Origin of the sequence: Gluconobacter sp. OJB, from assembly GCF_039638275.1 — a bacterium.
Taxonomy (GTDB): Bacteria; Pseudomonadota; Alphaproteobacteria; order Acetobacterales; family Acetobacteraceae; genus Gluconobacter; species Gluconobacter cerevisiae.
Genome location: NZ_JBDIWH010000001.1, coordinates 2,769,211 through 2,790,902 on the forward strand (window position 1 = coordinate 2,769,211; position 21,692 = coordinate 2,790,902).

The 21,692-nt window shown below is 60.2% G+C and carries 19 protein-coding genes; 9 read left to right on the forward strand and 10 right to left on the reverse strand.

Annotation, left to right across the window (positions count from 1 at the left end):
• The first annotated feature begins 68 nt into the window (after window positions 1-68).
• Genes ABDK74_RS12910 through ABDK74_RS12920 form a run of 3 tightly spaced genes read left to right on the forward strand, consistent with a single transcriptional unit; the run spans window position 69 to window position 4,267 of the window.
• The gene (locus ABDK74_RS12910) at window positions 69-1,868 is read left to right on the forward strand and encodes an ATP-binding protein (protein WP_408874512.1); all 1,800 of its coding nucleotides are present in this window, start codon (window positions 69-71) and stop codon (window positions 1,866-1,868) included.
• Window positions 1,865-3,802, forward strand: a complete 1,938-nt coding sequence (locus tag ABDK74_RS12915; protein WP_346004087.1) for a response regulator — start codon at window positions 1,865-1,867, stop codon at window positions 3,800-3,802. The genes ABDK74_RS12910 and ABDK74_RS12915 overlap by 4 nt, the downstream gene beginning before the upstream one ends.
• A 24-nt stretch (window positions 3,803-3,826) precedes the next feature.
• Window positions 3,827-4,267, forward strand: coding sequence for a SufE family protein (locus ABDK74_RS12920; RefSeq protein ID WP_346004088.1), 441 nt, complete (start codon window positions 3,827-3,829; stop codon window positions 4,265-4,267).
• A gap of 39 nt (window positions 4,268-4,306) precedes the next feature.
• Here ABDK74_RS12920 and ABDK74_RS12925 read toward each other — a convergent pair whose 3' ends face one another.
• The 3 genes from ABDK74_RS12925 to ABDK74_RS12935 form a co-directional block, all read right to left on the reverse strand.
• On the reverse strand, window positions 4,307-4,516 hold the full coding sequence (locus tag ABDK74_RS12925; RefSeq protein WP_346004089.1) for a hypothetical protein: 210 nt from the start codon (window positions 4,514-4,516) through the stop codon (window positions 4,307-4,309).
• A 108-nt stretch (window positions 4,517-4,624) separates the two neighbouring features.
• A complete protein-coding gene (locus ABDK74_RS12930; RefSeq protein WP_346004090.1) occupies window positions 4,625-5,278 on the reverse strand; it encodes an energy transducer TonB in 654 nt (217 codons plus the stop codon).
• 135 nt (window positions 5,279-5,413) lie between these two features.
• Entirely contained in the window at window positions 5,414-7,840 is a 2,427-nt protein-coding gene (locus ABDK74_RS12935) for a glucose/quinate/shikimate family membrane-bound PQQ-dependent dehydrogenase (RefSeq protein ID WP_346004091.1), read from the reverse strand.
• Between the two features lie 310 nt (window positions 7,841-8,150).
• On the opposite strand from ABDK74_RS12935, the gene rpmI reads away from it, so the two are divergent.
• The 5 genes from rpmI (at window position 8,151) to lpxB (ending at window position 13,605) form a co-directional block, all read left to right on the forward strand.
• Window positions 8,151-8,351, forward strand: coding sequence for a 50S ribosomal protein L35 (gene rpmI / locus ABDK74_RS12940; RefSeq protein ID WP_046901279.1), 201 nt, complete (start codon window positions 8,151-8,153; stop codon window positions 8,349-8,351).
• Between the two features lie 14 nt (window positions 8,352-8,365).
• Window positions 8,366-8,722, forward strand: coding sequence for a 50S ribosomal protein L20 (gene rplT / locus ABDK74_RS12945; protein ID WP_062033041.1), 357 nt, complete (start codon window positions 8,366-8,368; stop codon window positions 8,720-8,722).
• A 98-nt stretch (window positions 8,723-8,820) separates the two neighbouring features.
• Entirely contained in the window at window positions 8,821-9,891 is a 1,071-nt protein-coding gene (gene pheS / locus ABDK74_RS12950; RefSeq protein WP_346004093.1) for a phenylalanine--tRNA ligase subunit alpha, read from the forward strand.
• 1 nt (window position 9,892) lies between these two features.
• Window positions 9,893-12,361 carry a phenylalanine--tRNA ligase subunit beta gene (gene pheT, locus ABDK74_RS12955; RefSeq protein WP_346004094.1) on the forward strand — a complete coding sequence of 823 codons (2,469 nt, stop codon included), beginning with the start codon at window positions 9,893-9,895 and terminating at the stop codon, window positions 12,359-12,361.
• A complete protein-coding gene (gene lpxB / locus ABDK74_RS12960; RefSeq protein ID WP_346004095.1) occupies window positions 12,358-13,605 on the forward strand; it encodes a lipid-A-disaccharide synthase in 1,248 nt (415 codons plus the stop codon). Before pheT ends, lpxB begins: the two co-directional genes overlap by 4 nt.
• Window positions 13,606-13,609: 4 nt before the next feature.
• Here the strand turns inward: lpxB and trpS are convergent, their stop codons facing one another.
• Both trpS and ABDK74_RS12970 read right to left on the reverse strand, forming a co-directional pair.
• The gene (trpS, locus tag ABDK74_RS12965; protein WP_086648774.1) at window positions 13,610-14,599 is read right to left on the reverse strand and encodes a tryptophan--tRNA ligase; all 990 of its coding nucleotides are present in this window, start codon (window positions 14,597-14,599) and stop codon (window positions 13,610-13,612) included.
• Between the two features lie 42 nt (window positions 14,600-14,641).
• On the reverse strand, window positions 14,642-15,127 hold the full coding sequence (locus tag ABDK74_RS12970; protein ID WP_346004096.1) for a c-type cytochrome: 486 nt from the start codon (window positions 15,125-15,127) through the stop codon (window positions 14,642-14,644).
• A 95-nt stretch (window positions 15,128-15,222) separates the two neighbouring features.
• Between ABDK74_RS12970 and ABDK74_RS12975 the strand changes: the two genes are divergently transcribed.
• Complete coding sequence (locus ABDK74_RS12975) at window positions 15,223-15,765, forward strand: thymidine kinase (protein ID WP_346004097.1); 543 nt, start codon at window positions 15,223-15,225, stop codon at window positions 15,763-15,765.
• A 27-nt stretch (window positions 15,766-15,792) separates the two neighbouring features.
• On the opposite strand, the gene ABDK74_RS12980 is transcribed toward ABDK74_RS12975, so the two are convergent.
• The 5 genes from ABDK74_RS12980 to dxs form a co-directional block, all read right to left on the reverse strand.
• Window positions 15,793-16,299, reverse strand: a complete 507-nt coding sequence (locus ABDK74_RS12980) for an FKBP-type peptidyl-prolyl cis-trans isomerase (RefSeq protein ID WP_099286833.1) — start codon at window positions 16,297-16,299, stop codon at window positions 15,793-15,795.
• A gap of 26 nt (window positions 16,300-16,325) precedes the next feature.
• Window positions 16,326-17,558 carry an argininosuccinate synthase gene (locus ABDK74_RS12985; RefSeq protein WP_099286832.1) on the reverse strand — a complete coding sequence of 411 codons (1,233 nt, stop codon included), beginning with the start codon at window positions 17,556-17,558 and terminating at the stop codon, window positions 16,326-16,328.
• 77 nt (window positions 17,559-17,635) lie between these two features.
• Window positions 17,636-18,859: a 23S rRNA (adenine(2503)-C(2))-methyltransferase RlmN gene (gene rlmN, locus ABDK74_RS12990; RefSeq protein ID WP_194254832.1), complete on the reverse strand. Its 1,224-nt coding sequence runs from the start codon at window positions 18,857-18,859 to the stop codon at window positions 17,636-17,638.
• An 80-nt stretch (window positions 18,860-18,939) separates the two neighbouring features.
• A complete protein-coding gene (locus ABDK74_RS12995) occupies window positions 18,940-19,701 on the reverse strand; it encodes a TlyA family RNA methyltransferase (protein WP_346004098.1) in 762 nt (253 codons plus the stop codon).
• Window positions 19,702-19,708: 7 nt separating this feature from the next.
• Complete coding sequence (gene dxs, locus ABDK74_RS13000) at window positions 19,709-21,691, reverse strand: 1-deoxy-D-xylulose-5-phosphate synthase (protein WP_346004099.1); 1,983 nt, start codon at window positions 21,689-21,691, stop codon at window positions 19,709-19,711.
• Between the last annotated feature and the right edge of the window lies 1 nt (window position 21,692).

A 21,692-nucleotide genomic window follows, 5' to 3' on the forward strand; every position in this document is an offset into this window, starting at 1 on the left:
TCGGACTAGCTGCAAGAGATCGCCAATGCAAACTTTCCCGTGCCGTCATGCCTTTTCCTGAATTTGAGATGCCGATGGTGACGTCGAATATGCCCCGGGTCGTTCTGGTGGAGCCTGATTGCGACCATGCTCGGCAGATTGCCCGGATTCTGGTCAATGAAGGCTTTGCGCTCACCTGCGCGACGAGCGGCGAGGAGGGTTTGGGCACGATCGAGGATACGATGCCCGATCTGGTGGTGGCTTGTACCGAACTGCCGGGGATGAGTGGTGGCCAGCTTGCGCGGCGGCTGCGGCTGGATGCGCTGACCCGCAACATTCCTATCCTGATGCTGACGGAAGATGCGTCGCCGGGCGTCGAGCGTGAGGGGCTGGAAAGCGGGGCTGACGCTTATATTTCAAAATCTGCTCATCCTGACCTGATGGTTCTGCGGATGCGGGCGTTGTTGCGTGAGGGGCCGGAGCTTCTTCAGGTCGATGAGGCGTCCCGGTTGCGTCGGGCACGGATCGTGATCGTCAATTCTCCACGTGAGGAGGAAGACGACGACGATACGGTCGAGGAGGCGCCCGAAACGACGTTGGGGGAGTTGCTCTGGCGTGACGGGCATACCGTGACATCCATTGAACGTTCGGACGATCTGATCGAAGGCGGATGGCTGCGGGGGGCCGACAGTCCGGACTGTCTGGTGCTGGAACTCGGGAGCGGGGACGAAGATCTGAAGTTCTGCCGTCTTCTGGATGCGCGGCGACAGGCTGTTCTGGAGGCTGGCGGAATTCCGTTCCGGACGTTGGGGATCGTGGAGGCGTCACGGTTCAGACGGCAGTCTTCCGGGGAGTTTTTTGAAGCCGGAATTGATGATTTGGTGCCGAGCGATATCGCGCTTGAGGCTCTTGCGATGCGAATCCGGACACTGGCCCAGCGCAGGATGGCGCAGGATGAGTTTCGCCAGCAGGAGATCGAACGTCAGCAGAACGCCCTGACTCTGGAGGCCGCGCGGGCCAAGGCGGAAATGGCCGAAGCGCTTGCACAGGCCAATATGGAGTTGGCGCGCACGAACGAAAGGCTTCTTCAGGCGCAGTCCAAGCTCGTGCAGACGGCAAAAATGGCCTCGCTGGGCGAGTTGGTGGCGGGGATTGCGCATGAGATCAACAACCCGCTGGCCTTCACGATTGCTCATGCCGATACGGTGGCGCGGACGTTGAAGCGGTTGCAAGGCGTTAATGCGACCGACGAAGCAACGTCACTGACGAAAAAAGGCCTGTCGCGGCTGGAATCCATGAAGCTCGGATTGCAGCGTATTCAAAATCTGGTGCTGAGCCTGAGGCGGTTTTCACGCCTGGATGAAAGCTCGTTCCAGAAAGTCGATGTTCCGGCCGCTCTGGAAACGGCGCTTGCCCTGCTGGCGCATAAGCTGGGGCCGGGGATCGTTGTTCGGAAGGATCTTCAGGCTCCGGCCGAGCTGGTCTGTCAGCCGGCTTTTCTCAATCAGGTTGTCATGAACATCATTTCCAATGCGGCGGATGCGCTCGCGGATCTGTCGGTGGATAGTGATGTGGTGCGCGGTACGATTGTCATTGCTTCCCGGCTGGAGAATGGTCGCTATGAAATGAGCGTGAGCGATGACGGACCGGGTCTGCCACATGATTTGCGAACACGGATCTTTGACCCGTTTTTTACGACTAAACCCGTGGGAACCGGCACGGGGCTGGGGCTGGCCATTGCCTATAGTGTCATGGAAGCGCATGACGGGACGATTGAAGTAATGGACGCCAATCTGCCGGGCGGGCATGGCATCGGGGCCTGTTTCCGGCTGAGTCTGCCCATTCGCATGACCGAGGAGGGGCCGGTGGCGACCGGCCGCGCAGCATGACTTTCTGGAGCGCAAAAGGGCCCTCGCGCCCTCTGATACTGCTGGTTGATGATGAGGAGGAAATCCTCGTTGCCCTGACGGATCTGCTGGAAGACCAGTACGAAATCCTGTCCACGACGGACCCGCTACGAGCGCTGGATCTGTTGCGGGAACATCGGGATGTTGCGACCATTATTTCCGACCAGCGGATGCCGGGCCTGACCGGAGATCAGTTGTTGATGCAGGCGCGTGCGTTTTCAGACGCACGAAGCATCCTGTTGACGGGATACGCGGATCTGGAAGCTGTTGTGTCGGCGCTTAATCAGGGGCAGGTGCAGGCTTATGTGCATAAACCCTGGGATTCGGATGCGCTGCGGTCTCTGGTTGGGGAAGTCACACAGCATTGTCTCGCACAGCGGGCGTTAAGAACTGAACAGGCGCTGCTGCGTGGTTTGATGGAAGCGCTTCCGATCGGACTGGTCTTTTCTGATCGGGACGGGCGGTGCATCCGGAGCAATGTGCGGGATGAATCCGAGAACGGTGCCGAGATCGAGCAGGCTCATTTCCCGGAAAGTCTGTGGCCGGATGTCGTGGCCATGCGAGAGAGCGTTCGCAGGTCCGGGCAGGAAGAACGTCTGGTTGGGGAAGTTCTTGCGGAAGAGGGCGGCAAGACATCCATGCGCTGGCATGAACTGACGCGACTGGCGCTGGCGTGGCCGGAAGGTGCGTCTTCGGAAGACGCCTGGCAGGTCAGCATGGACCGGGATGTGACGTCGCGCGTTGCTATGGAATCGCGGCTGCGACAGGCGGAGAAGCTTCAGTCCCTTGGGACGCTGGCAGGAGGAATCGCCCATGATTTCAATAATCTGCTCGCGGCGATTTCAGGATCTCTCGAGTTGCTGGAAGATATTGCCGATCTTGATGAGGCGTCTGTAACGCTGCTGCGCAATGCGGCTGATTCAGCGCAGCGTGGGGCAGTTCTGACGCGACGGCTGCTTCAGTTCGGACGTCCGCGCGAGGCGCGTCTGTCGGCGGTGTCGTTGGAGCAGCTCCTGCCCGGTTTGACGGATCTTCTGCGTCAGAGTCTCAAGAAGCGTGGTGCGCCGGCGGTGGCCTCACCCTGTGCGCTGTGTGTCGAGGACTTTTCAGAGGATTTGCCGCCGGTCTGGTCGGATGCCGACCAGCTTGAAATGGCGCTTCTGAATTTGTGTGTGAATGCACGCGATGCCATGGCGGATGGTGGAACGGTGCGGATCAGCGCGCGGGTTGTGACACAAAAGCGGACGGATCTGCCTGCGGAGTGTTGTCCTGACCGGGCGGTGGCGTTGGACGTCGTGGATGAAGGCGCGGGCATGACACCCGAAATTGCAGCGAGAATTTTTGATCCGTTCTTCACGACCAAGGATGTCGGCCGCGGAACGGGGTTGGGGCTGTCGAGCGTTTATGGATTTCTCAGTCGCAGTTACGGAGAGATCGTTGTCGAGAGTGTCGTGGGTAAGGGAACGCGCATTACGCTGATTCTGCCAGTGGCGCAGAGCAGACAGCAGCGGGTTAGTCAGCCGGAAAGACCTGATAGGAAAGTTGAACGGTCGCTGAAGGTTCTGGTGCTGGACGATGAAGCGCCAGTACGGATGGTGACGGCAGGTTTCGTTACGCAGGACGGGCATGAAGTGACGGCTGTCGCCTCGTTGGAAGAAGCGCTCAACACTGTCGACCCGGCATCTCCGTTTGATCTGGCGATCATTGATATGCGGATGCCTGAACATGATGGTCTGACCTGTGCAGCGGCGTTACTGAAAGCGATACCGGGGATAAAGGTGCTGTTTGTCAGTGGCCATACAGATGATATGCCGACGCCTGAAAATGGTCTGCTTCTACCAAAGCCTTTTACGCAGGATGCTTTGCGCAGAGCTGTTGCCGAAACCATGCGTCTTGGCAACGGGAGCACGGACTGAGGCCTGTAACGGAGATTGTGACGCGTGAGTGATGCCTATCTTGTTCCCCAGGAAGACACCGCTGCTGCGGCCATTGAGGAAATCAAAGCTGAACTGGGGCTGTTTGATGACTGGATGGAGCGGTATCAGTACATCATCGAAATGGGACGTAAGCTGCCGCCCTTTCCGGAAGACTGGCAGGATGATGCGCATCGTGTGCCGGGCTGTCAGAGTCAGGTCTGGCTTGAGGCGGTTGAACGGGACGGAAAGCTGTTTTTTGCCGGCGCGTCCGATGCTGCGATCGTTCAGGGGCTCGTGGCGCTGTTGCTGAGGGTTTACTCTGGCCGACCCAGTGCGGAAATCCTGGGGACAAGTCCGGTGTTTTTGCACGACATGGGGCTGGTCAAGGCGCTTTCGACCAATCGTGGCAACGGGGTCGAGGCCATGGCGCAGGCCATTCAGAAGCGGGCCGCCCTTCAGGCGTGAAAAACCCCCGTTGGCTGAGGCCTTCGGGGGTATGACGTGTTACTTCGGTGCTGTTGCAGGAGCTGTGCTGCTGGCAGGTGTGGGGCACTTGGTGAACTTGCCTTTTGCGTCCCGGCAAGGCTTCGGCTTCTGCGGTGCTTCGCATTTGACGAATTTGCCCTTGTCATCACGGCAGGGCTTGGCATGAGCCATCTGGGCACCGAGGGCCATAATGGCAAAGGCGGCAACGGACAGGCGGCGGAATGACATGATGCTGGTCTCCAGAGCGGGGCCGGGTCGTGGATGCCGCGCCCCGGATTGGCGGAAATCATGCAATATGTTGCATGCGGGACGCAAGTTGCGTCATTTCCCACAAAATTAGCGGAATCCCTTTTGGTCCACAGGATGAGACGCATCCCAGTCGATATTGCCATGATACTGCGCAGACACAGGCTGTCCGTCCTTTAGAGCGGGATAGTATCTTGCGAGACTAAAATAGGCGAGCGAGGCGCGTTGCAGGATGGTGGGGCCGTTGCTGGCAGTGCAGTCATGGGCGGTCCCGATCTGATCGATCTGGCAGATGACAGTGATACGCGCGCCGATAGAATCAGCATCCGCTGCTTCTGGATAATGAGGGGGGGCAGAGTGCATTTTATCGAGTAGCGGATGCATCAAGTCGGCGGAGGTGTGGAAAGTGTACGTGTACTCCCACGTGCTTTGGACGGCTTTGCCATTCTCGTAAGCTGGAAGGAATTTTGAGCTATAGGCCAGATTTTCGGCGGCGATTGCGAAGTCCGGCTGTGATGCGGTTGTCTCACACTCTGTAGGAAAACCCGTGGGACTGATGGTGCAGCGGATATGCGCCGTTCCGTTTTTGCGTTGTTCGAGTTCCGCCGGGGGGTAGATGAGCTGGCTATAATGGTGCGGGTCCAGCATGGCGCCGAGGGGATGGTCTTCGGCACGGGCTGCCGTCATCATACTGAGAACTGCAGCTGTTATGGCGAGTGCGGGACGAATGGCGGGCAATGTCATGGCATGTCTCTACGTCTGCGAGCGGAGTATTACCATATGTAACAAACATGTCTGCGGCCAGTAGGCTGCAATCAAAAAAGGGAAGATGCCGGATGGCACCTCCCCTTTTTTTATAACCCGTGTAGTCCTGTCAGATCATTTCTGATCGGGCAGGGCGTAGGCAATGATGTCGTCGCCCATGCGGGTCGGGAACGAGTTGTGTCCGCCAGCATAGGTTACGATGTACTGCTTGCCGTTGATGGCATACGTCATCGGGGTGTTCTGGGCACCAGCCGGCAGACGATCCTGCCAGAGGACCTTGCCCGTGGTCAGGTTGTAAGCTCGGATGTAGTAATCCATGGACGACGTCAGGATGCCGATGTTGCCAGCCGTGGAGAGCGGGCCGCCAAGGCTCGGAACACCGATTTTGATCGGCGGCAGCGGGATCGGCAGGGAGCTGCCATACATCGAGTCACGCAGGGTGCCGTTGCGGTGCTGCCAGACGACCTTGTTGGTCTTCAGGTCAATACCCGCGACATAGCCCCAGGGCGGTGTGCGGCAGGGCATCTTGATGCCGAGCGGCAGCAGCACCGGATCCAGGAACGGATGCAGGTTGACGGCGTACGGAATGCCATAATTGTGCTGCAGGCCGGTTTCGCCGCCCGTGCCCTTGGCGTTTTCGTCAGGCCAGAGCGGGTTGCCCGGTCCGCGAGGAACCAGCTGGGAGACGAATGGCAGCGAGATCGGGTTGGCGAAAGCCACCTGACGCTGCGGATCGACGGCCAGACCGCCCCATTCGAACATGCCCAGATCGCCCGGGAAGATGAGCGAGCCCTGAAGCGACGGCGGTGTGAAGGGACCTTCGTAGCGCAGGGTGTGGAAATAGATGCTGCAGAACATCTGGTCGAAGATCGTGCCGCCCCAGATATCGGAGTCGTTCAGCGGGTTCTTCGGACGAAGTGTCAGCTTGGACATCCGCTGTGTCGGGTTGGTGTAATCGCCCGGAGCAGCGCCGCCGGGGACCGGTGTTTCCGGAGCCGCGACAATTTCCTTGCCGGTGCGACGGTCGAGGACAAAGATATCGCCGGTCTTGGTCGGGATATATATGGCCGGAACAAGTGTGCCGTCCTTTTGTGTAATATCCACGAGGCTCGGCTGGGACGGAACGTCCATGTCCCACAGATCGTGATGAACCGTCTGGTAGAACCAGGCGAGCTTACCCGTGTCTGCGTTCAGCGCGACGATGCCCGGAGCAAAACGCTCGGAATCCTTCGTGCGATATCCGCCCCACTGGTCGGGAGTGCCCACGCCCATCGGAATGTAAACGAGGTTCAGGGCCTTGTCGTAGGACGACACGATCCAGGAGTTCGGGGAGTTCGGATGGAAGACAGGATGGTTTTCATCCGGAAGCTGGTTCGGGTCGGAATTCGAGGCATCGAAGACCCAGACGCGCTTGCCGGTATAGACGTCGAATGCCTGTGTCGCGCCCGAAGCCTGCTTGACCGAACCGTTATCGGTGATCGCGCTGTTGGCGATGATCAGCTTGTCCGTGATGACCGGCGGGGACGTCGGCTCGTACTGGCCGGGCGTCGTGTAAGGCTGGTTCGGAACGCGTAGATCAATTTCGCCATTGGTGCCGAAGCCCGAGCAGGCCTTGCCCGTGTCTGCATCGACTTCAACCAGACGGCCATCGTTGACCGGCAGGATGATGCGCTTGGCGCAGTCCGTCGGAGCGGGGTTGCCATCGGAATCGGTCGCATTGACCGGCGTTTCGTGGAAGCTGACGCCACGGCAGGTCAGATGCTGGAAGCCCGGATTGATCTGGAGTTTCGGATCATAGACCCATTTGACGTTGCCGGTCGCGCCGTCGATCGCAAACAGCTTCTGGTGCAGGGAGCACATGTAAAGCGTGTTGTTGAATTCGATCGGGGTGGCTTCGTTCGTCGCTTCACCTGGATCGTTCGGCGTCATCATATCCCCGGTGTGGATATGCCATGCGACCTTGAGGTTGCTGACGTTCGATGCGTTAACCTGATTCAGCGGGGACCAGCGGTCACCGGCCTGCGTGCGGCCGTAAGCGTGCCACTCGCTGGCCGGGACGTTGTCCGGGTCGGCGGGGGAGGCGTTTGCGATCTGCGTCGGCAGTTCGCCGCTGATGTCGTGCGGGTCCGTGAAGAGGCTGGCGAACAGGGCCAGAACCGCAACGCCAACGGCACCTGCGAGCGGCAGAATGGTCGTGCGTGTTCCGCCGATCTGGCGGGAGACGAACGGTAGCAGCAGCCAGATGCCGAGGATGATGACGATGTCCGAACGCGGGATCAGGGCCCAGATGTCGAGACCGACAACCGTAAGTTCCCAGATGACCGTTGCGAAAACGACGACTGCAAAGAGATAAAGTGCAGCGGAATTGCGCCGGAATGAGAGGAAAGCCGTGGCAAGGAGCGCCAGGCCAAGGATGACGTAATACAGTGGGCCGCCGATAGCGGCGACCCATGCGCCGCCTACGGTAAGGATCGCGCCGCAAAGCGCGAAGACCGCGGCCGTTATCAGGGCCCAAAGCCCTGGCCGGGATGATGTGCTCATGATGTTCCTGAAGATGTTGTTCTGGTGCAGCACGGTGACTTCCGGACAAAGCACATGGAAGGATATCAAGGGTCAAGATGTCAGAAGGTTCACTTTGCTCACGTCACTGTGAGGGCGTTCACGTCGTCGTGACTTGAGGAAAGGAGGCACTTATGATTGAGCGTTCAAGAAAATAATGCGCTTGCAGAATACTTTGGCCTCCGATAAGGACCCCGCTTCCGCGCACGCGTCCGGGCCACGAGTGGCATGCCCGGCCGTGCAGAGTCCCTACTGTGTGAGGGACCAATCGTTTACGGCGAGGGAGACCGAAATGCCCAAGATGAAGACCAAGTCGTCGGTCAAGAAGCGGTTCAAGATCACCGCGACCGGCAAAGTGATGTGCGGCCCGGGCAACAAGCGCCATGGCCTTATCAACCGTCCGCAGAAGATGAAGCGCACCAACCGTGGTCCCCAGACCATGACGGACATGGATGCGAAGACAATCAAGCAGTGGGCGCCCTACGGGCTCTGAGGAGATAAGGTACTATGGCACGTGTCAAGCGGGGCGTAACGTCGCACGCCCGTCACAAGAAGGTTCTCGGGCTCGCCAAGGGCTATCGCGGTCGTTCGTCCACGAACTATCGCATTGCTCTCGAGCGCGTCGAGAAGGCGCTGCGTTATGCGTATCGTGACCGTCGCAACAAGAAGCGTGATTTCCGCGCCCTGTGGATCCAGCGTATCAACGCTGCTGTCCGCGAGCATGGTCTGACGTATAGCCGCTTCATCAACGGTCTGGACAAGGCTGGTATCGAGATCGACCGTAAGGTCCTCGCCGCCATTGCTTTTGACGATAGCGCCGCTTTCGGTGAAATCGTGAAGAAGGCCCAGGCCGCTCTCGGCTGAGCTTTTCCGGCTTGACCCCTCCTTGGGGTCTGGTGACTGGCGGGCCGTCCTGTTATCAGGACGGCCCGTTTTGTTTTGTGCTGCAGGAGATGGGCGGTATGGCTGACGATCTCGATATACTCAGGAATGATACGCTGGCGGCGCTGGCCGGAGCGCAGGACCGTGCGCAGTGGGACGCGATCCGCGTCGGGACACTGGGTAAATCCGGTGCGCTGACCGGTCTGCTCAAGCAGCTCGGTAAGCTGGAACCTGAGGAACGCAAGGAGCGAGGTCAGGCGCTGAACCGTCTGCGTGACGAACTCACGGCGGCTGTCGAGGCACGTGGTCGCGATCTTGAAGAAGAGGCGCTTCAGGCCCGTCTGCGCTCCGAGCGCGTCGATGTGACGATGCCCACGCCTGCGGTTGTGACGGGCACCATCCATCCCATCAGCCGTACCATTGAAGAAATGACGGCCATTTTCGGCGCGATGGGTTTTTCCGTTGCTGAAGGGCCGGATATCGAGAGCCAGTGGCACAATTTCTCGGCGCTCAACACGCCGGACCATCATCCTGCACGGACTGAGCACGACACGTTCTATCTTCCGCCAGAAACGGAAGGCGGGGAGCCGCGGGTGCTGCGGACGCAGACATCCGGCGTGCAGATCCGCACGATGCTCGGCTCACATCCGCCTATCCGTATTATTGCACCCGGCCGGACGTATCGTGCCGATCATGATGCAACGCATTCGCCGATGTTCCATCAGTGCGAAGGTCTGGTGGTGGATCGCAATATCACGTTGGGTCATCTCAAAGGCTGTCTGATCGAATTCCTGCGCGTCTATTTCGACAAGCCGAACCTGCCTGTTCGTTTCCGGGCCTCTTACTTTCCGTTCACTGAACCTTCCATGGAAGTTGATATCGGCTGGTCTAAGGCGACGGGCGAGATCGGTGGCGGGTCTGACTGGCTTGAGGTTCTGGGTTCGGGGATGATCCATCCGCGGGTTCTGGCGAATTGTGGACTGGACCCGGCTGAATGGCAGGGCTTTGCGTTCGGAATGGGAATCGAGCGTTTGGCGATGCTGAAGAATGGCATCCCCGATCTTCGCTCTTTCTATGAGAGCGACCTGCGCTGGCTGCGTCATTATGGATTTTCGGCGTTTTCGCCTGCCACGCTGACGGAGGGCGTGTGACATGAAGTTCTCTCTTTCATGGCTGCGTGAACATCTTGATTTTACGGCTTCTGTTGAAGACATCTGCGCCCGGCTGAACGTTATCGGGCTTGAAGTCGAGGGTGTTGAGAACCCGGCCGACCGTCTGGTGGGTTTCCGGACGGCCAAGATTGTCGAAGCGCATCGCCATCCTGATGCGGATCGCCTTCAGGTCTGTCGTGTGGCTGCCGGTGGTGGTTTTGAAGACGTGCAGGTCGTGTGTGGTGCGCCGAATGCCCGCGCGGGTCTGCATGTGATTTTTGCGACGCCGGGGACGTATGTTCCGGGGCTCGACATCACCATCAAGAAGGGCAAGATCCGCGGGCAGGACAGCAACGGAATGCTGTGCTCCCTGAAGGAACTGGGGCTGGGCGAGGAAAGCAACGGGATTGCCGAGCTTTCTGAAGCGGCTCCGATCGGTGAGTCCTACGCGGCCTATGCGGAACTGGATGATCCCGTTATCGAGATCGCGATTACGCCCAATCGCGGCGATGCGCTGAGCATTCGTGGCATTGCGCGCGATCTGGCCGCGGGAGGCATCGGACGTCTCAAGCCATGGCTTACGGAAGCCGTGGAAGGGGATTTTCCGTCTCCGCTGGTATGGAAGACCGAGCATCCGGCCTGTCCTTATATCGTTGGGCGCGTTATTCGGAATGTGAAGAACGGGCCGAGCCCCGACTGGCTGCGGCGTCGTTTGGAAGCTGTTGGGGTCAAGTCGATTTCGGCCCTCGTTGATGTGACGAATTACCTCACATACGATCTTGGCCGACCGCTGCATGTCTTTGATCTTGCGAAACTTAAAGGCGATACGCTGACGGTGACGCACGCGGCTCGCGAGACCTTCACCGGGCTTGATGGACGCGAATATGTGCTCGGGACCGAGGACATGGTCATTGTCGATGAGGCCGGGGTGCAGTCGCTTGCCGGGCTGATTGGCGGCGAGAGCAGCGGTGTGGACGAGAACACGACGGATGTGTTCGTGGAATCCGCCCTGTTCGATCCGGTGCGGATTGCCCTGACTGGACGCCGTCTGGCCATTCACACCGATGCGCGCCAGCGTTTCGAGCGTGGGATTGACCCTGCGCAGGTTCTCAACGGGCTTGAGGCCGCTACGGTCATGATCCGTGATCTTTGTGGCGGTGAGGTCAGCGAGATTACCGAAGCTGGCACTCTGCCGGACTGGAAGCGGACCGCGACGCTGCGTTTCGAGCGTCTGAAGACGTTGGGGGGCGTGGATATCGCGTCTGCAGATGCCGTACGCGCTCTGGAACATCTCGGCTTTGAGGTGACAGAGCAGACGGCAGACGCTGCGACCTTCCTTGTGCCGTCCTGGCGGAATGATGTCGCTTCGGGGCAGGTTCTGGCGCAGGCACCGACGCTGGACGAGGCTGTGGCGGCGAAGGCTGCCGATCATGTTCGGGCCATGGAGGCGGAGTGCGATCTTCTTGAAGAAGTGCTGCGTCTTTACGGGCTGGACAATGTCCCGGCGGTCGCGTTGCCGCAGGCGACGGTGGTTCCGGCTCCGGCTGTGACGTCTCTTCAGGCCCGTACGGCTCTGTTGCGGCGGATCTGTGCGGCCCGAGGACTGACCGAGACAGTCGGCTTTTCCTTCGTGGCGCAGGACGATGCTGCACTGTTCGGAGATCTGCCAGAGACTCAGCATCTTCTGAACCCGATCGCCACGGATCTGGATCAGCTTCGCCCGACCCCATTGGTCAATCTAGCGCGGTCCCTGTCACGCAATCTGGCGCGTGGCCTCGGCGTTTCGGGAGAAGGCGCACTGTTCGAAGTCGGGCCGTGCTTTGATGCCGCGGGGCAGCATCTGCGTCTTGCCGGGCTTCGGGCCGGGCAGACGGCTCGTGAGCCGGGTGTGGCTGCGCGTGACGCGACGTTGTGGGATGCGAAGGCGGATCTGTCGGCGGCTCTGGTGGCGCTTGGCGTGCCGGAAGCTGCACTCTCCGTGACGGCGGATGCGCCGGGCTTCTATCATCCGGGTCGGTCGGGGCAGGTGCGGCAGGGACCGAAGACGGTTCTGGGCAGCTTTGGCGAACTGCATCCGTGTGTTGCGCGGGCATTGGGCCTGAGCGGAACCGTGGTGGCCTTTGAAGTCTATCTGGATCAGGTGCCGCAGCCGAAGGCCAAACGGAAATCCGTCCCTGTCCTGTCGGCGTTGCAGCCTGTCCGGCGTGACTTTGCTTTCGTCGCGGGACCGGATGTCGAAATCCAGGCCGTTCTGAAAGCAGTGCGGATGGCGGATCGCAATCTGGTGCAGGATGTGCGCCTGTTCGATGTGTTCGAAGGAGGCAGTCTGCCGGAGGGACATCGCTCGCTCGGTGTGGAAGTGGTCTTGCAGCCACAGAGCGAGAGTCTTACGGATACGCAGCTTGAAGCGGTTTCCAAATCGGTGGAAGCTGCGGTTCTCAAGGCAACAGGGGCAGTATTGCGTCGATGAACTCTCTTCCAGAATCCGGATCTGACGGACAGTCCACAGCGGACCCTTCCCAAAAGACCACGCCTTTGCCCCGGTATGGGCGGGTGATCTGGATTCTGGCCGGTGAGGCCAGTGGAGACGTGATTGGAGCGCGCCTGATGCAGGCGCTCCATGCGCAGGACCCGTCGTTGGTTTTCGCAGGCGTCGGCGGAGGGCGCATGGAAGCGCTGGGGCTTCACAGCCTGTTTCCGATGAGTGATCTGGCGGTGATGGGGTTTGTCGAAGTGCTGCCTCGTCTGCGGCATCTGTCGCAGCGGCTTCTAGAAGCCGTGCAGGATATCGAACTACGCAAACCCGATCTTGTCGTGACGATCGACAGTCCGGGTTTTGCGCTGCGCCTATTGCAGAAAATCGAGCGTTCCGGGATCAAGCGCGTTCATTATGTGGCGCCGCAGGTCTGGGCCTGGCGGGAAAGCCGGGTCAAGGAATTCCCTGGTTTGTGGGACAGGCTTCTTTGCCTGCTGCCTTTTGAACCTGAATGGTTTGCAAAGCGGGGGCTGGAGGGTCGATTTGTCGGGCATCCGGTGCTTCAGTCCGGCGTACGGCAAGGCAATGCCCAGCGGTTTCGGCTGAGACATAACATTCCAGCCGATGCGCCGGTCGTGATCCTAATGCCCGGCAGTCGACGTTCGGAAGCCCCTCGGCTTTTACCTGTTTTTCGTAAAATGCTGGATATTTTGCGGGTACAGTATCCGGATATCTGTCCTGTGATTCCGGTTGCACCCGTGATTGCGCCGACGATCCGTCAGTTGATCCGCAAATGGCCGATCCAACCGCATATCGTCACGGACATTCATGACAAGCATGATGCTTTTGCAGCCGCGCAGTGTGCCCTGACCAAGTCAGGGACTTCCACGCTGGAGTTGGCGATGGGTAACGTGCCGATGGCGGTGACGTATCGGGTCAACCCGGTGACGGCGACGATCGCGCGGCGCCTGATCAAAGTGCCGCATGTGGCGATGGTCAATCTTCTGGCCGGTCGGGAAGTTGTGCCGGAACTGCTTCAGGAAGACTGTACGCCAAAGAAATTGGCCGAGATGGTCTCGAAGCTGTTGAGCGATCCGCAGATGGTGGAAAAGCAGCGTATGGCGTTTGCCGACGTGCTTGAGATGCTCGCACCGCCGGTGGGGACGCCCGCTGATGCAGCGGCCGCCGAGATCATGGATCTGCTGAACGAGCCGGTTTCCCGGTCGTCCAGCCACTGAAATTTTAACGTAGGAAGCCGACGAGGCGTTCGGCTTCCTGAACGATCGGTTCCGAAACGCTGTTTGCACGTTCGGCACCGGCACGCAGAACCGAGAGCAGATGCGCTTCGTCCTGAAGTAGGCGCTGTGTCTCGCTGGCGACCGGGGCCAGACGTTCCACCAAAAGATCCGCGAGAGCGTTCTTGAATGGGCCAAAGCCCTGACCGCTGAAACGGGCCAGAATGTCTGCCGGTGTTTCATCCGACATGGCTGCATAGATGGAGACGAGGTTCCGGGCTTCCGGACGTTCGCTCAGACCGTCCATTTCGCTGGGGAGCGGTTCGGAATCGGTCTTGGCGCGGCGGATCTTCAGGGCGATGTCATCTGCCGTGTCGGTCAGGACGATGCGGCTCTGTTCTGACGGGTCGGACTTGGACATTTTCTTGCTGCCGTCGCGCAGGCTCATAACGCGGGCCGCGGCAGGGGGGATGAAGGCCTCCACTTGCGGGAAGAACTCCACGCCCATGTCGTGATTGAATTTCTGGCCGATATCGTTGGTGAGTTCGATATGCTGGCGCTGGTCTTCGCCGACGGGGACGCGGGTTGCGTGAAAGGCCAGAATGTCGGCGGCCATCAGGTTGGGATAGACATACAGGCCCGCCGAATGGTTCTCGCGGTTCTTGCCGGCCTTGTCCTTGAACTGGGTCATGCGGTTGAGCCAGCCGAGGCGCGAAACGCAGTTGAAAATCCAGCCGAGGCGGGCATGCGCGCTAACGGCAGACTGGTTGTACAGACGTGTGGGTTCGATTCCGGCCGCCAGAAGGCAGGCTGTCGAGCCGAGCGTCTGTTCACGCAGGGTCTGCGGGTCCCAAGGCATGGTGATGGAATGCAGGTCTACCAGACAGAAGACGCAGTCGTGGTCTTTCTGCAGCGTAACCCAGTTGCGGATCGCTCCGAGATAATTGCCCAGGTGGGGAATGCCGGTTGGCTGAATGCCGGAAAATACGCGCTGCATGGGTTCTGTCTTCATTTGCTGGGAAAGGGGAAGCGAATGGCTTCAATGAACGGGTGTTTGCAGGTCCAGCCTCTGGCGTTCCTGCAGGACGTCCGTCGCCGACATCGGGTGAGCTCGTGCGACTGTGATATCGGCGGTGGTGAATTTGGGGGCGTCTGCGGGCATTTCCTGACTCGCGACGAATGTCAGGATGCGGGCGATTTCATCGTTGGAAAGGCGATGGAAAGAGGGCATGGAACTGTTGTAATGGCCGTCTCCCGCCGTGATGGGGCCGTCCAGTCCGTAAAGCAGGACATCGACCAGATAGTGATGACCGGCAGGGGACTGGGCGATCGGGCCGACGCGACCGAAAATAGGGGCGACTTCAGAAACCTGACCATGACCGCCATGGTGGCAGATACTGCATTCATTGGCGTATTCGCGCGGGGCCTGAGCACGATTTTCCCAGGCATGACCGACAACGAAGGCCGCCACCATGAAAATGGCGAGAAACAGGGGAAGTCGGACAGCGGGGTCAATTCTGATCACAGTGCCGTTGTCGCATCTTCGGAGGCGTTTCAGCAAGTCCGGGGCTTGGCAAATCGGCTGTAATAGGGCTCATGGCGCTATCGGAAGGAGAAGCCATGACCGTTAAAGGCCGTCTTGTAGTGTATGTGGGGCCGATGTTTGCCGGGAAATCCGCGCATCTGATTGCTGCCGCGAAAAAGCAGACGGATATTCTGGCGCTCAAACCCGGCTTTGATACGCGCGATGGCGCAGAGCTTGTCAGCCGGGATGGATCTCATCTTGCTGCGATGTCGGTAAACACATGGCCCGCAGATGCAGACCGGTACGGCCATATCGTTCTGGATGAAGGGCAGTTTTGGGTTGCGCCGCATTATCAGGGCGATATCGTTGAAGATATCCGGGATGTTCGGGCGCAGGGCGTGGATGTGACCGTCGGGGGGCTAGATACCGATTACCGGCGCGTTCCGTTCGACGTCATGGAGCGGCTGAGGGGAGAGGCAGACGAAGTTATTGTCCTGACAGCGCGCTGTCATGTTTGTGGTGCGCCCGCCGCGTGGACCGCGAAAACCCATGACACCGGTCATTTGCTGGAGACGGGCGATCAGGAGCTTTACGAAGCGCGCTGCGAGGCGCACTGGACCCTGCCGGAACGGCCCTGAGAGCGGCTCCGGCAGAGGTGGGGGCTTTTACTGCTGGCCGCCGCCGCCGTTATTGACGCCCAGAAGGCGGATCTTGAAAATCAGCGGGCTGTTGGGCGGGATGATGCCCATGGAGCGCTTGCCGTAGCCGAGGTTCGGCGGCAGGTAAAGCATCCATTCATCGCCCACATGCATCATGGGAAGGGCTTCAAGCCAACCCTGCACAAGGCCGTCGAGCGGCATTTCCATGTAGGCGCCATTGCCGTGCTGGTCGGAGCTGTCGAAAATGCCACCATCGGGAAGGCGACCCTCGTAGATGACCATGATGGTGGAGCCATGATGCGGGCTATCACCATCCTTAGGGCCTGACTGGAGAACCTTGTAGGCCAGGCCGTCCGGCAGGGTCTTGACGCCGGGCTGGGCATGGATTTTCGCCATGAACTGCGCCGGTGTCAGGTCGGAATCATCCACCGGCTTGGGAGCGCCCGAGCAGCCCGCGAGGGCAAAGGCGCCACACAGGGCGAAAGCGGATGTAAGACGGATCAGACTGGTCATGGTTTCCCGGGGAGTCAGTTGAGAAGTCAGAGCGTGCCGCCGCGGCGGCCGATCTGACCGCCGAGCCGCAGACGCAGGGCGTTGAGCTTGATGAAGCCCTGTGCATCCTGCTGATTATAAGCACCTTCGTCGTCCTCGAAAGTCACGACGCGGGTATCGTACAGGCTGTTCGGGCTCTCACGGCCAACGCAGGTCACATTGCCCTTGTACAGACGCATGCGGACACGCCCGGTAACGGAATGCTGGCTGGTGTCGATGAGGGCCTGAAGCATCCGGCGCTCGGGCGAGAACCAGAAGCCGTTATAGATGATTTCGGCATAGCGCGGCATGATGCTGTCCTTGAGATGGGCAGCTTCGCGGTCGAGCGTGATGCTTTCGATGGAGCGGTGCGCGGCCAGCAGGATCGTGCCACCCGGCGTTTCGTAGATGCCGCGGGACTTCATGCCGACGAAACGGTTTTCCACGATGTCGAGACGGCCGATGCCGTTGTCGCGGCCCAGTTCGTTCAGACGGGTCAGCAGGGTGGCCGGGGTCATTTCGACGCCGTTGATGGCGACCGGGTCACCGCTGACGAAATCGATGGCAATTTCCGTTGCGACGTCAGGAGCAGCTTCCGGCGAGATCGTGCGCTGGAAAACGATTTCTTCGGCTGCGATCGACGGATCTTCGAGCAGCTTGCCTTCGGATGAAGAGTGCAGAAGGTTTGCGTCCACGGAGAACGGGGCTTCGCCGCGCTTGTCCTTCGTGACGGGGATCTGGTTCTCTTCAGCGAAGGCGAGGAGCTTTGTGCGCGACGTCAGATCCCACTCGCGCCAGGGTGCAATGACCTTCACGTCCGGCTTGAGCGAATAATAACCCAGTTCGAAACGGACCTGATCGTTGCCCTTGCCGGTCGCACCATGCGCCACGGCATCGGCACCGACGGCTTCGGCGATTTCGATCTGGCGCTGTGCGATCAGCGGACGGGCGATAGACGTGCCCAGCAGGTACTGGCCTTCATAGAGCGTGTTGGCCCGGAACATCGGGAACACGAAATCCTTGACGAAGGTTTCGCGCAGATCCTCGACGAAGATTTCCTTGACGCCGAACATCTCGGCCTTTTTGCGGGCCGGCTCCAGTTCTTCACCCTGTCCGAGATCGGCAGTGAAGGTGACAACCTCACAGTTATAGGTTTTCTGAAGCCAGCGAAGAATAACCGAAGTGTCCAGGCCGCCAGAATAGGCGAGCACAACTTTCTTGACGTCCTGGTGGGCACTCATAACGGTGTGGTCCTTGGTGTGTTTCGTTTGAGAAGCGTTTCTAGCAGTTCAGCCGACAGAGGGAAACCGGGCGTGTGTCAGGTATCCGATGCGGCTGTACGGCGCTGGCGTTCGCTTTCGGTTTTCAACTGACCGCAGGCTGCGAGGATGTCCTGTCCGCGTGCTGCGCGGATGGGAGAGGCGAACCCTGCGTCCATCACGATATTGGCGAATTTGGCGATCTGGGCGCGGCTGGACGGCTGGAAATCCGAGCCGGGCCAGGGATTGAACGGGATCAGGTTCACCTTGGCCGGCAGATCGCGGATCAGACGGACCAGTTCGCGGGCATCGGCTTCGCTGTCGTTCACGCCGCGGAGCATGATGTATTCGAAGGTGATGCGCCGCGCGTTGGACGCAGCCGGATAGCGGCGGCATGCGGCGATCAGCTCTTCGATCGGGTATTTGCGGTTCAGCGGGACGATCTGGTCGCGCAGTTCGTTCGTCACGGCGTGTAGGGAGATGGCTAGATTGATGCCAAGTTCCTCGCCGCAGCGATCCATCATCGGGACGACGCCGGATGTTGAGAGCGTGATGCGGCGGCGGGAGAGGGCGATGCCTTCACCATCCATGATGATCCGCATGGCTTTTGCGACATTTTCGTAATTATAGAGCGGCTCACCCATGCCCATCAGCACGATCGTGGACAGGTAGCGTGGCATGTCCGCGCTGGGGCTGGGCCATTCGCCGTAGCTGTCACGGGCGGCCATGAACTGACCGACGATCTCGGCAGGGCCGAGGTTACGGACCAGCTTCTGGGTGCCCGTGTGGCAGAAGGTGCAGGACAGGGTGCAACCGACCTGCGAGGAAATGCAGACAGCACCTCGGTCTTCCCGACGATCCGGAATGTAGACGGTTTCGGCTTCCTGACCGTCGCGGAAGCGGAAGAGGAACTTGCGTGTCTCGTCTACGGAGGTCTGTTCGGTTGCGGTCTCGGGGCGGCTTACGACGAAATGTTCGGCAAGTTTGGCCTGCATCGGCTTGGCGATGGTGGTCATCGCCGAGAAATCGGTGGCGCCCTGGTGATAGATCCAATGCCAGAGCTGCTTGGCGCGGAACGGCTTCTCGCCGATATCCGTCATGAGTGCTGCCAGTTCCTCGCGTGATAGGCCCACCAGATCGCGCCGCCCGTCTGCGAGACGCGCCTCGGGCGGCGCGAACAGAGCAGATTTCGCATGAATGCGTTCGCGTTCGGCGGCGTTCAAGTCGTCGGAGGCGACGGAATTGATTCGGGGGCGGATGTCTGGATGGATTACGGCTGTCATGACGGCGGAGCCATAGCACGGAGAAGACCCGCAGTTCCAAAGGAAAAGCGCGGTCTTTCCGGTAAAACTGTTTTGGAAAACTATTCTGCTTCTGGCTGGGCCTGCGCCGTTTTTCTGGCAGCGATCAGGAACTCGCGATTGCCTTCGGGGCCGGTGATGGGGCTGGCTTCGATCCCGAGGACGTCCCAACCGGGGAGGGCTGCGAACCATTCTCGGATTTCTTCGCAGACGCGTTCATGGACCGCCGGGTCGCGGACGACACCTTTCGCACCAACTTCGCCGCGCCCGGCTTCGAACTGTGGCTTGATGAGCGCGACGGCCCAGGCATCCGGGGTGGTGAGTTCAAGCGCTGCGGGCAGGACGGTGCGCAGGCCGATGAAGCTCGCATCGCAGACGACAATTCCGGCGGGTTCGGGAATCTGTTCGACCGTCAGGGCGCGGGCGTTCGTCTTTTCCATGACGACGACGCGTTCGTCAGAGCGGATTTTCCAGGCGAGCTGTCCGTGTCCAACATCCACGGCATAGACCTTTTCGGCGCCATGGGTCAGCAGGACGTCCGTGAAGCCGCCAGTCGAAGCGCCAACATCGATGGCGATACGGTCTTTCGGGTCCAGGCCGAAATGCTCGATGGCGTGAATCAGTTTGAGGCCGCCGCGCGACACCCAGGGATGGTCCTGCCCCTTGAGGGCAAGGGGAGCATCCTCGGGAAGCTGGTCGCCAGCCTTCGCGATCCGGCGGTCACTGGTATAGACGAGGCCAGCCATGATCAGGGCCTGAGCCCGTGTCCGGCTTTCGACCAGTCCCCGGTCAACGAGGAGCTGGTCGGCGCGGCGTTTGGCCATCAGTCGCTCAGGCGGACTGCTGGGCGACGTCGACGCCCAGAGCAGCGGCTGCGACATGCACGATGTTCGGCGCTGTCAGACCTGCTTCTTCGTACTGGGCGTCCTGCGTGTTGTGGTCGATGTAACGATCCGGCAGGGCCAGCGGGCGGAACTTGACCTTATCCAGCAGGCCGGTCTCGGCAAGGTGCTGCACGACGAGGCTGCTGAAGCCGCCAATGGCACCTTCTTCAAGCGTGATGAAGACTTCGTGCTGGTTGGCCAGATCTTCGACAAGCGCCTTGTCGATCGGCTTGGCGAAACGGGCATCGGCGACCGTGACCGGAACGCCCTGTGCGGCCAGAAGGTCGGCCGCGCGCAGGGCCTCGTGGATACGGGGGCCAAGCGACAGGATGGCGACGCCACCACGGGCATTCGGCGCACGACGGGCTTCGCGGACGATCCGGCCCTTGCCGATTTCCAGAACTTCGCCCTTTTCTGGCAGATCAAGGCCGATGCCATTGCCGCGCGGGTAGCGGAAGGCGATCGGGCCAGCGTCATATTCACAGGCCGTGGCCGTGGCGTGCAGCAGTTCGATCTCGTCGCACGGCGCCATCACAACCATGTTTGGCAGGCAGCACAGGTAGTTGAGGTCGAACGATCCGGCATGAGTGGCGCCATCGGCACCGACCAGACCGGCGCGGTCGATGGCGAAGCGGACCGGGAGGTTCTGGAGCGCCACGTCATGAACGACCTGATCGTAGGCGCGCTGCAGGAAGGTTGAATAGATCGCACAGAACGGACGCAGGCCTTCGGACGCAATACCGGCTGCGAAAGTGACGGCGTGCTGTTCGGCAATACCAACGTCGAAGAAGCGGTCCGGATAAGCTTTGGCAAACGCGTTCAGTCCCGTGCCGGAGGGCATGGCGGCTGTGATCGTCACGAGCTTGTCGTCAGTTTTGGCGCGGCGCATCAGTTCGCGGCTGAAGATGGACGTGTAGCTCGGCGGACCGGCCGGAGCTTTCTTCTGCTCACCCGTAACGACGTTGAACTTGCTGACAGCATGATATTTGTCACCTGCGGCTTCGGCGGGTTTGTAGCCGCGGCCCTTCTCGGTGATGATGTGCAGCAGGATCGGGCCCTGATCGTCGGCATCGCGCAGGTTGCGCAGGATCGGCACGAGCTGGCTCATGTCATGGCCGTTGACGGGGCCGACATAATAGAAGCCGAGTTCTTCGAACAGCGTACCGCCGGTGATCAGGCCGCGGGCATATTCTTCAGCGCGCTTGGCGGTGCGCTCGATCTTGCCCGGAAGGCGCTTGGCGACCTTGCCTGCGAGATCGCGCAGGCTGAAGAACTGGCGCGAAGACATCAGACGCGACAGATAGTCCGACATCGAGCCGACCGGCGGTGCGATCGACATTTCATTGTCGTTCAGCACCACGATCAGGCGGTTTGCGCCGGGGCCTGCAACAGCCGCATTGTTCATGGCTTCGTAAGCCATACCAGCGGAAATCGAACCGTCGCCGATGACGGCGATGACGTTGCGTTCGTGATAGCTCGGGTCTTCTTCCGCGCGCAGGTGATGCGCGACCGCCATGCCGAGGCCTGCCGAGATGGACGTCGAGGAATGCGCCGCGCCGAACGGATCGTATTCGCTTTCCGCACGTCGGGTAAAGCCGGACAGGCCTTCGGGCTGGCGCAGGGTGCGGATACGGTCGCGGCGGCCTGTCAGGATCTTGTGCGGATAAGCCTGATGGCCGACGTCCCAGATGATTCGGTCGTCAGGCGTGTTGAAAACGGCGTGCAGAGCGACGGTCAGTTCGACAACACCGAGAGACGCGCCGAGATGACCACCTGTGGTGGAGACAGCGTCAACGGTTTCCGAGCGCAGTTCATCGGCAAGCTGCTTGAGCTGGTCGACGGACAGGTTCCGCATGTCGGCAGGGAAGCGGACGCGATCCAGTTCGGGATAACGGCCATAGGTAGGAATCGTGGAGGAATTCTTGCTCATG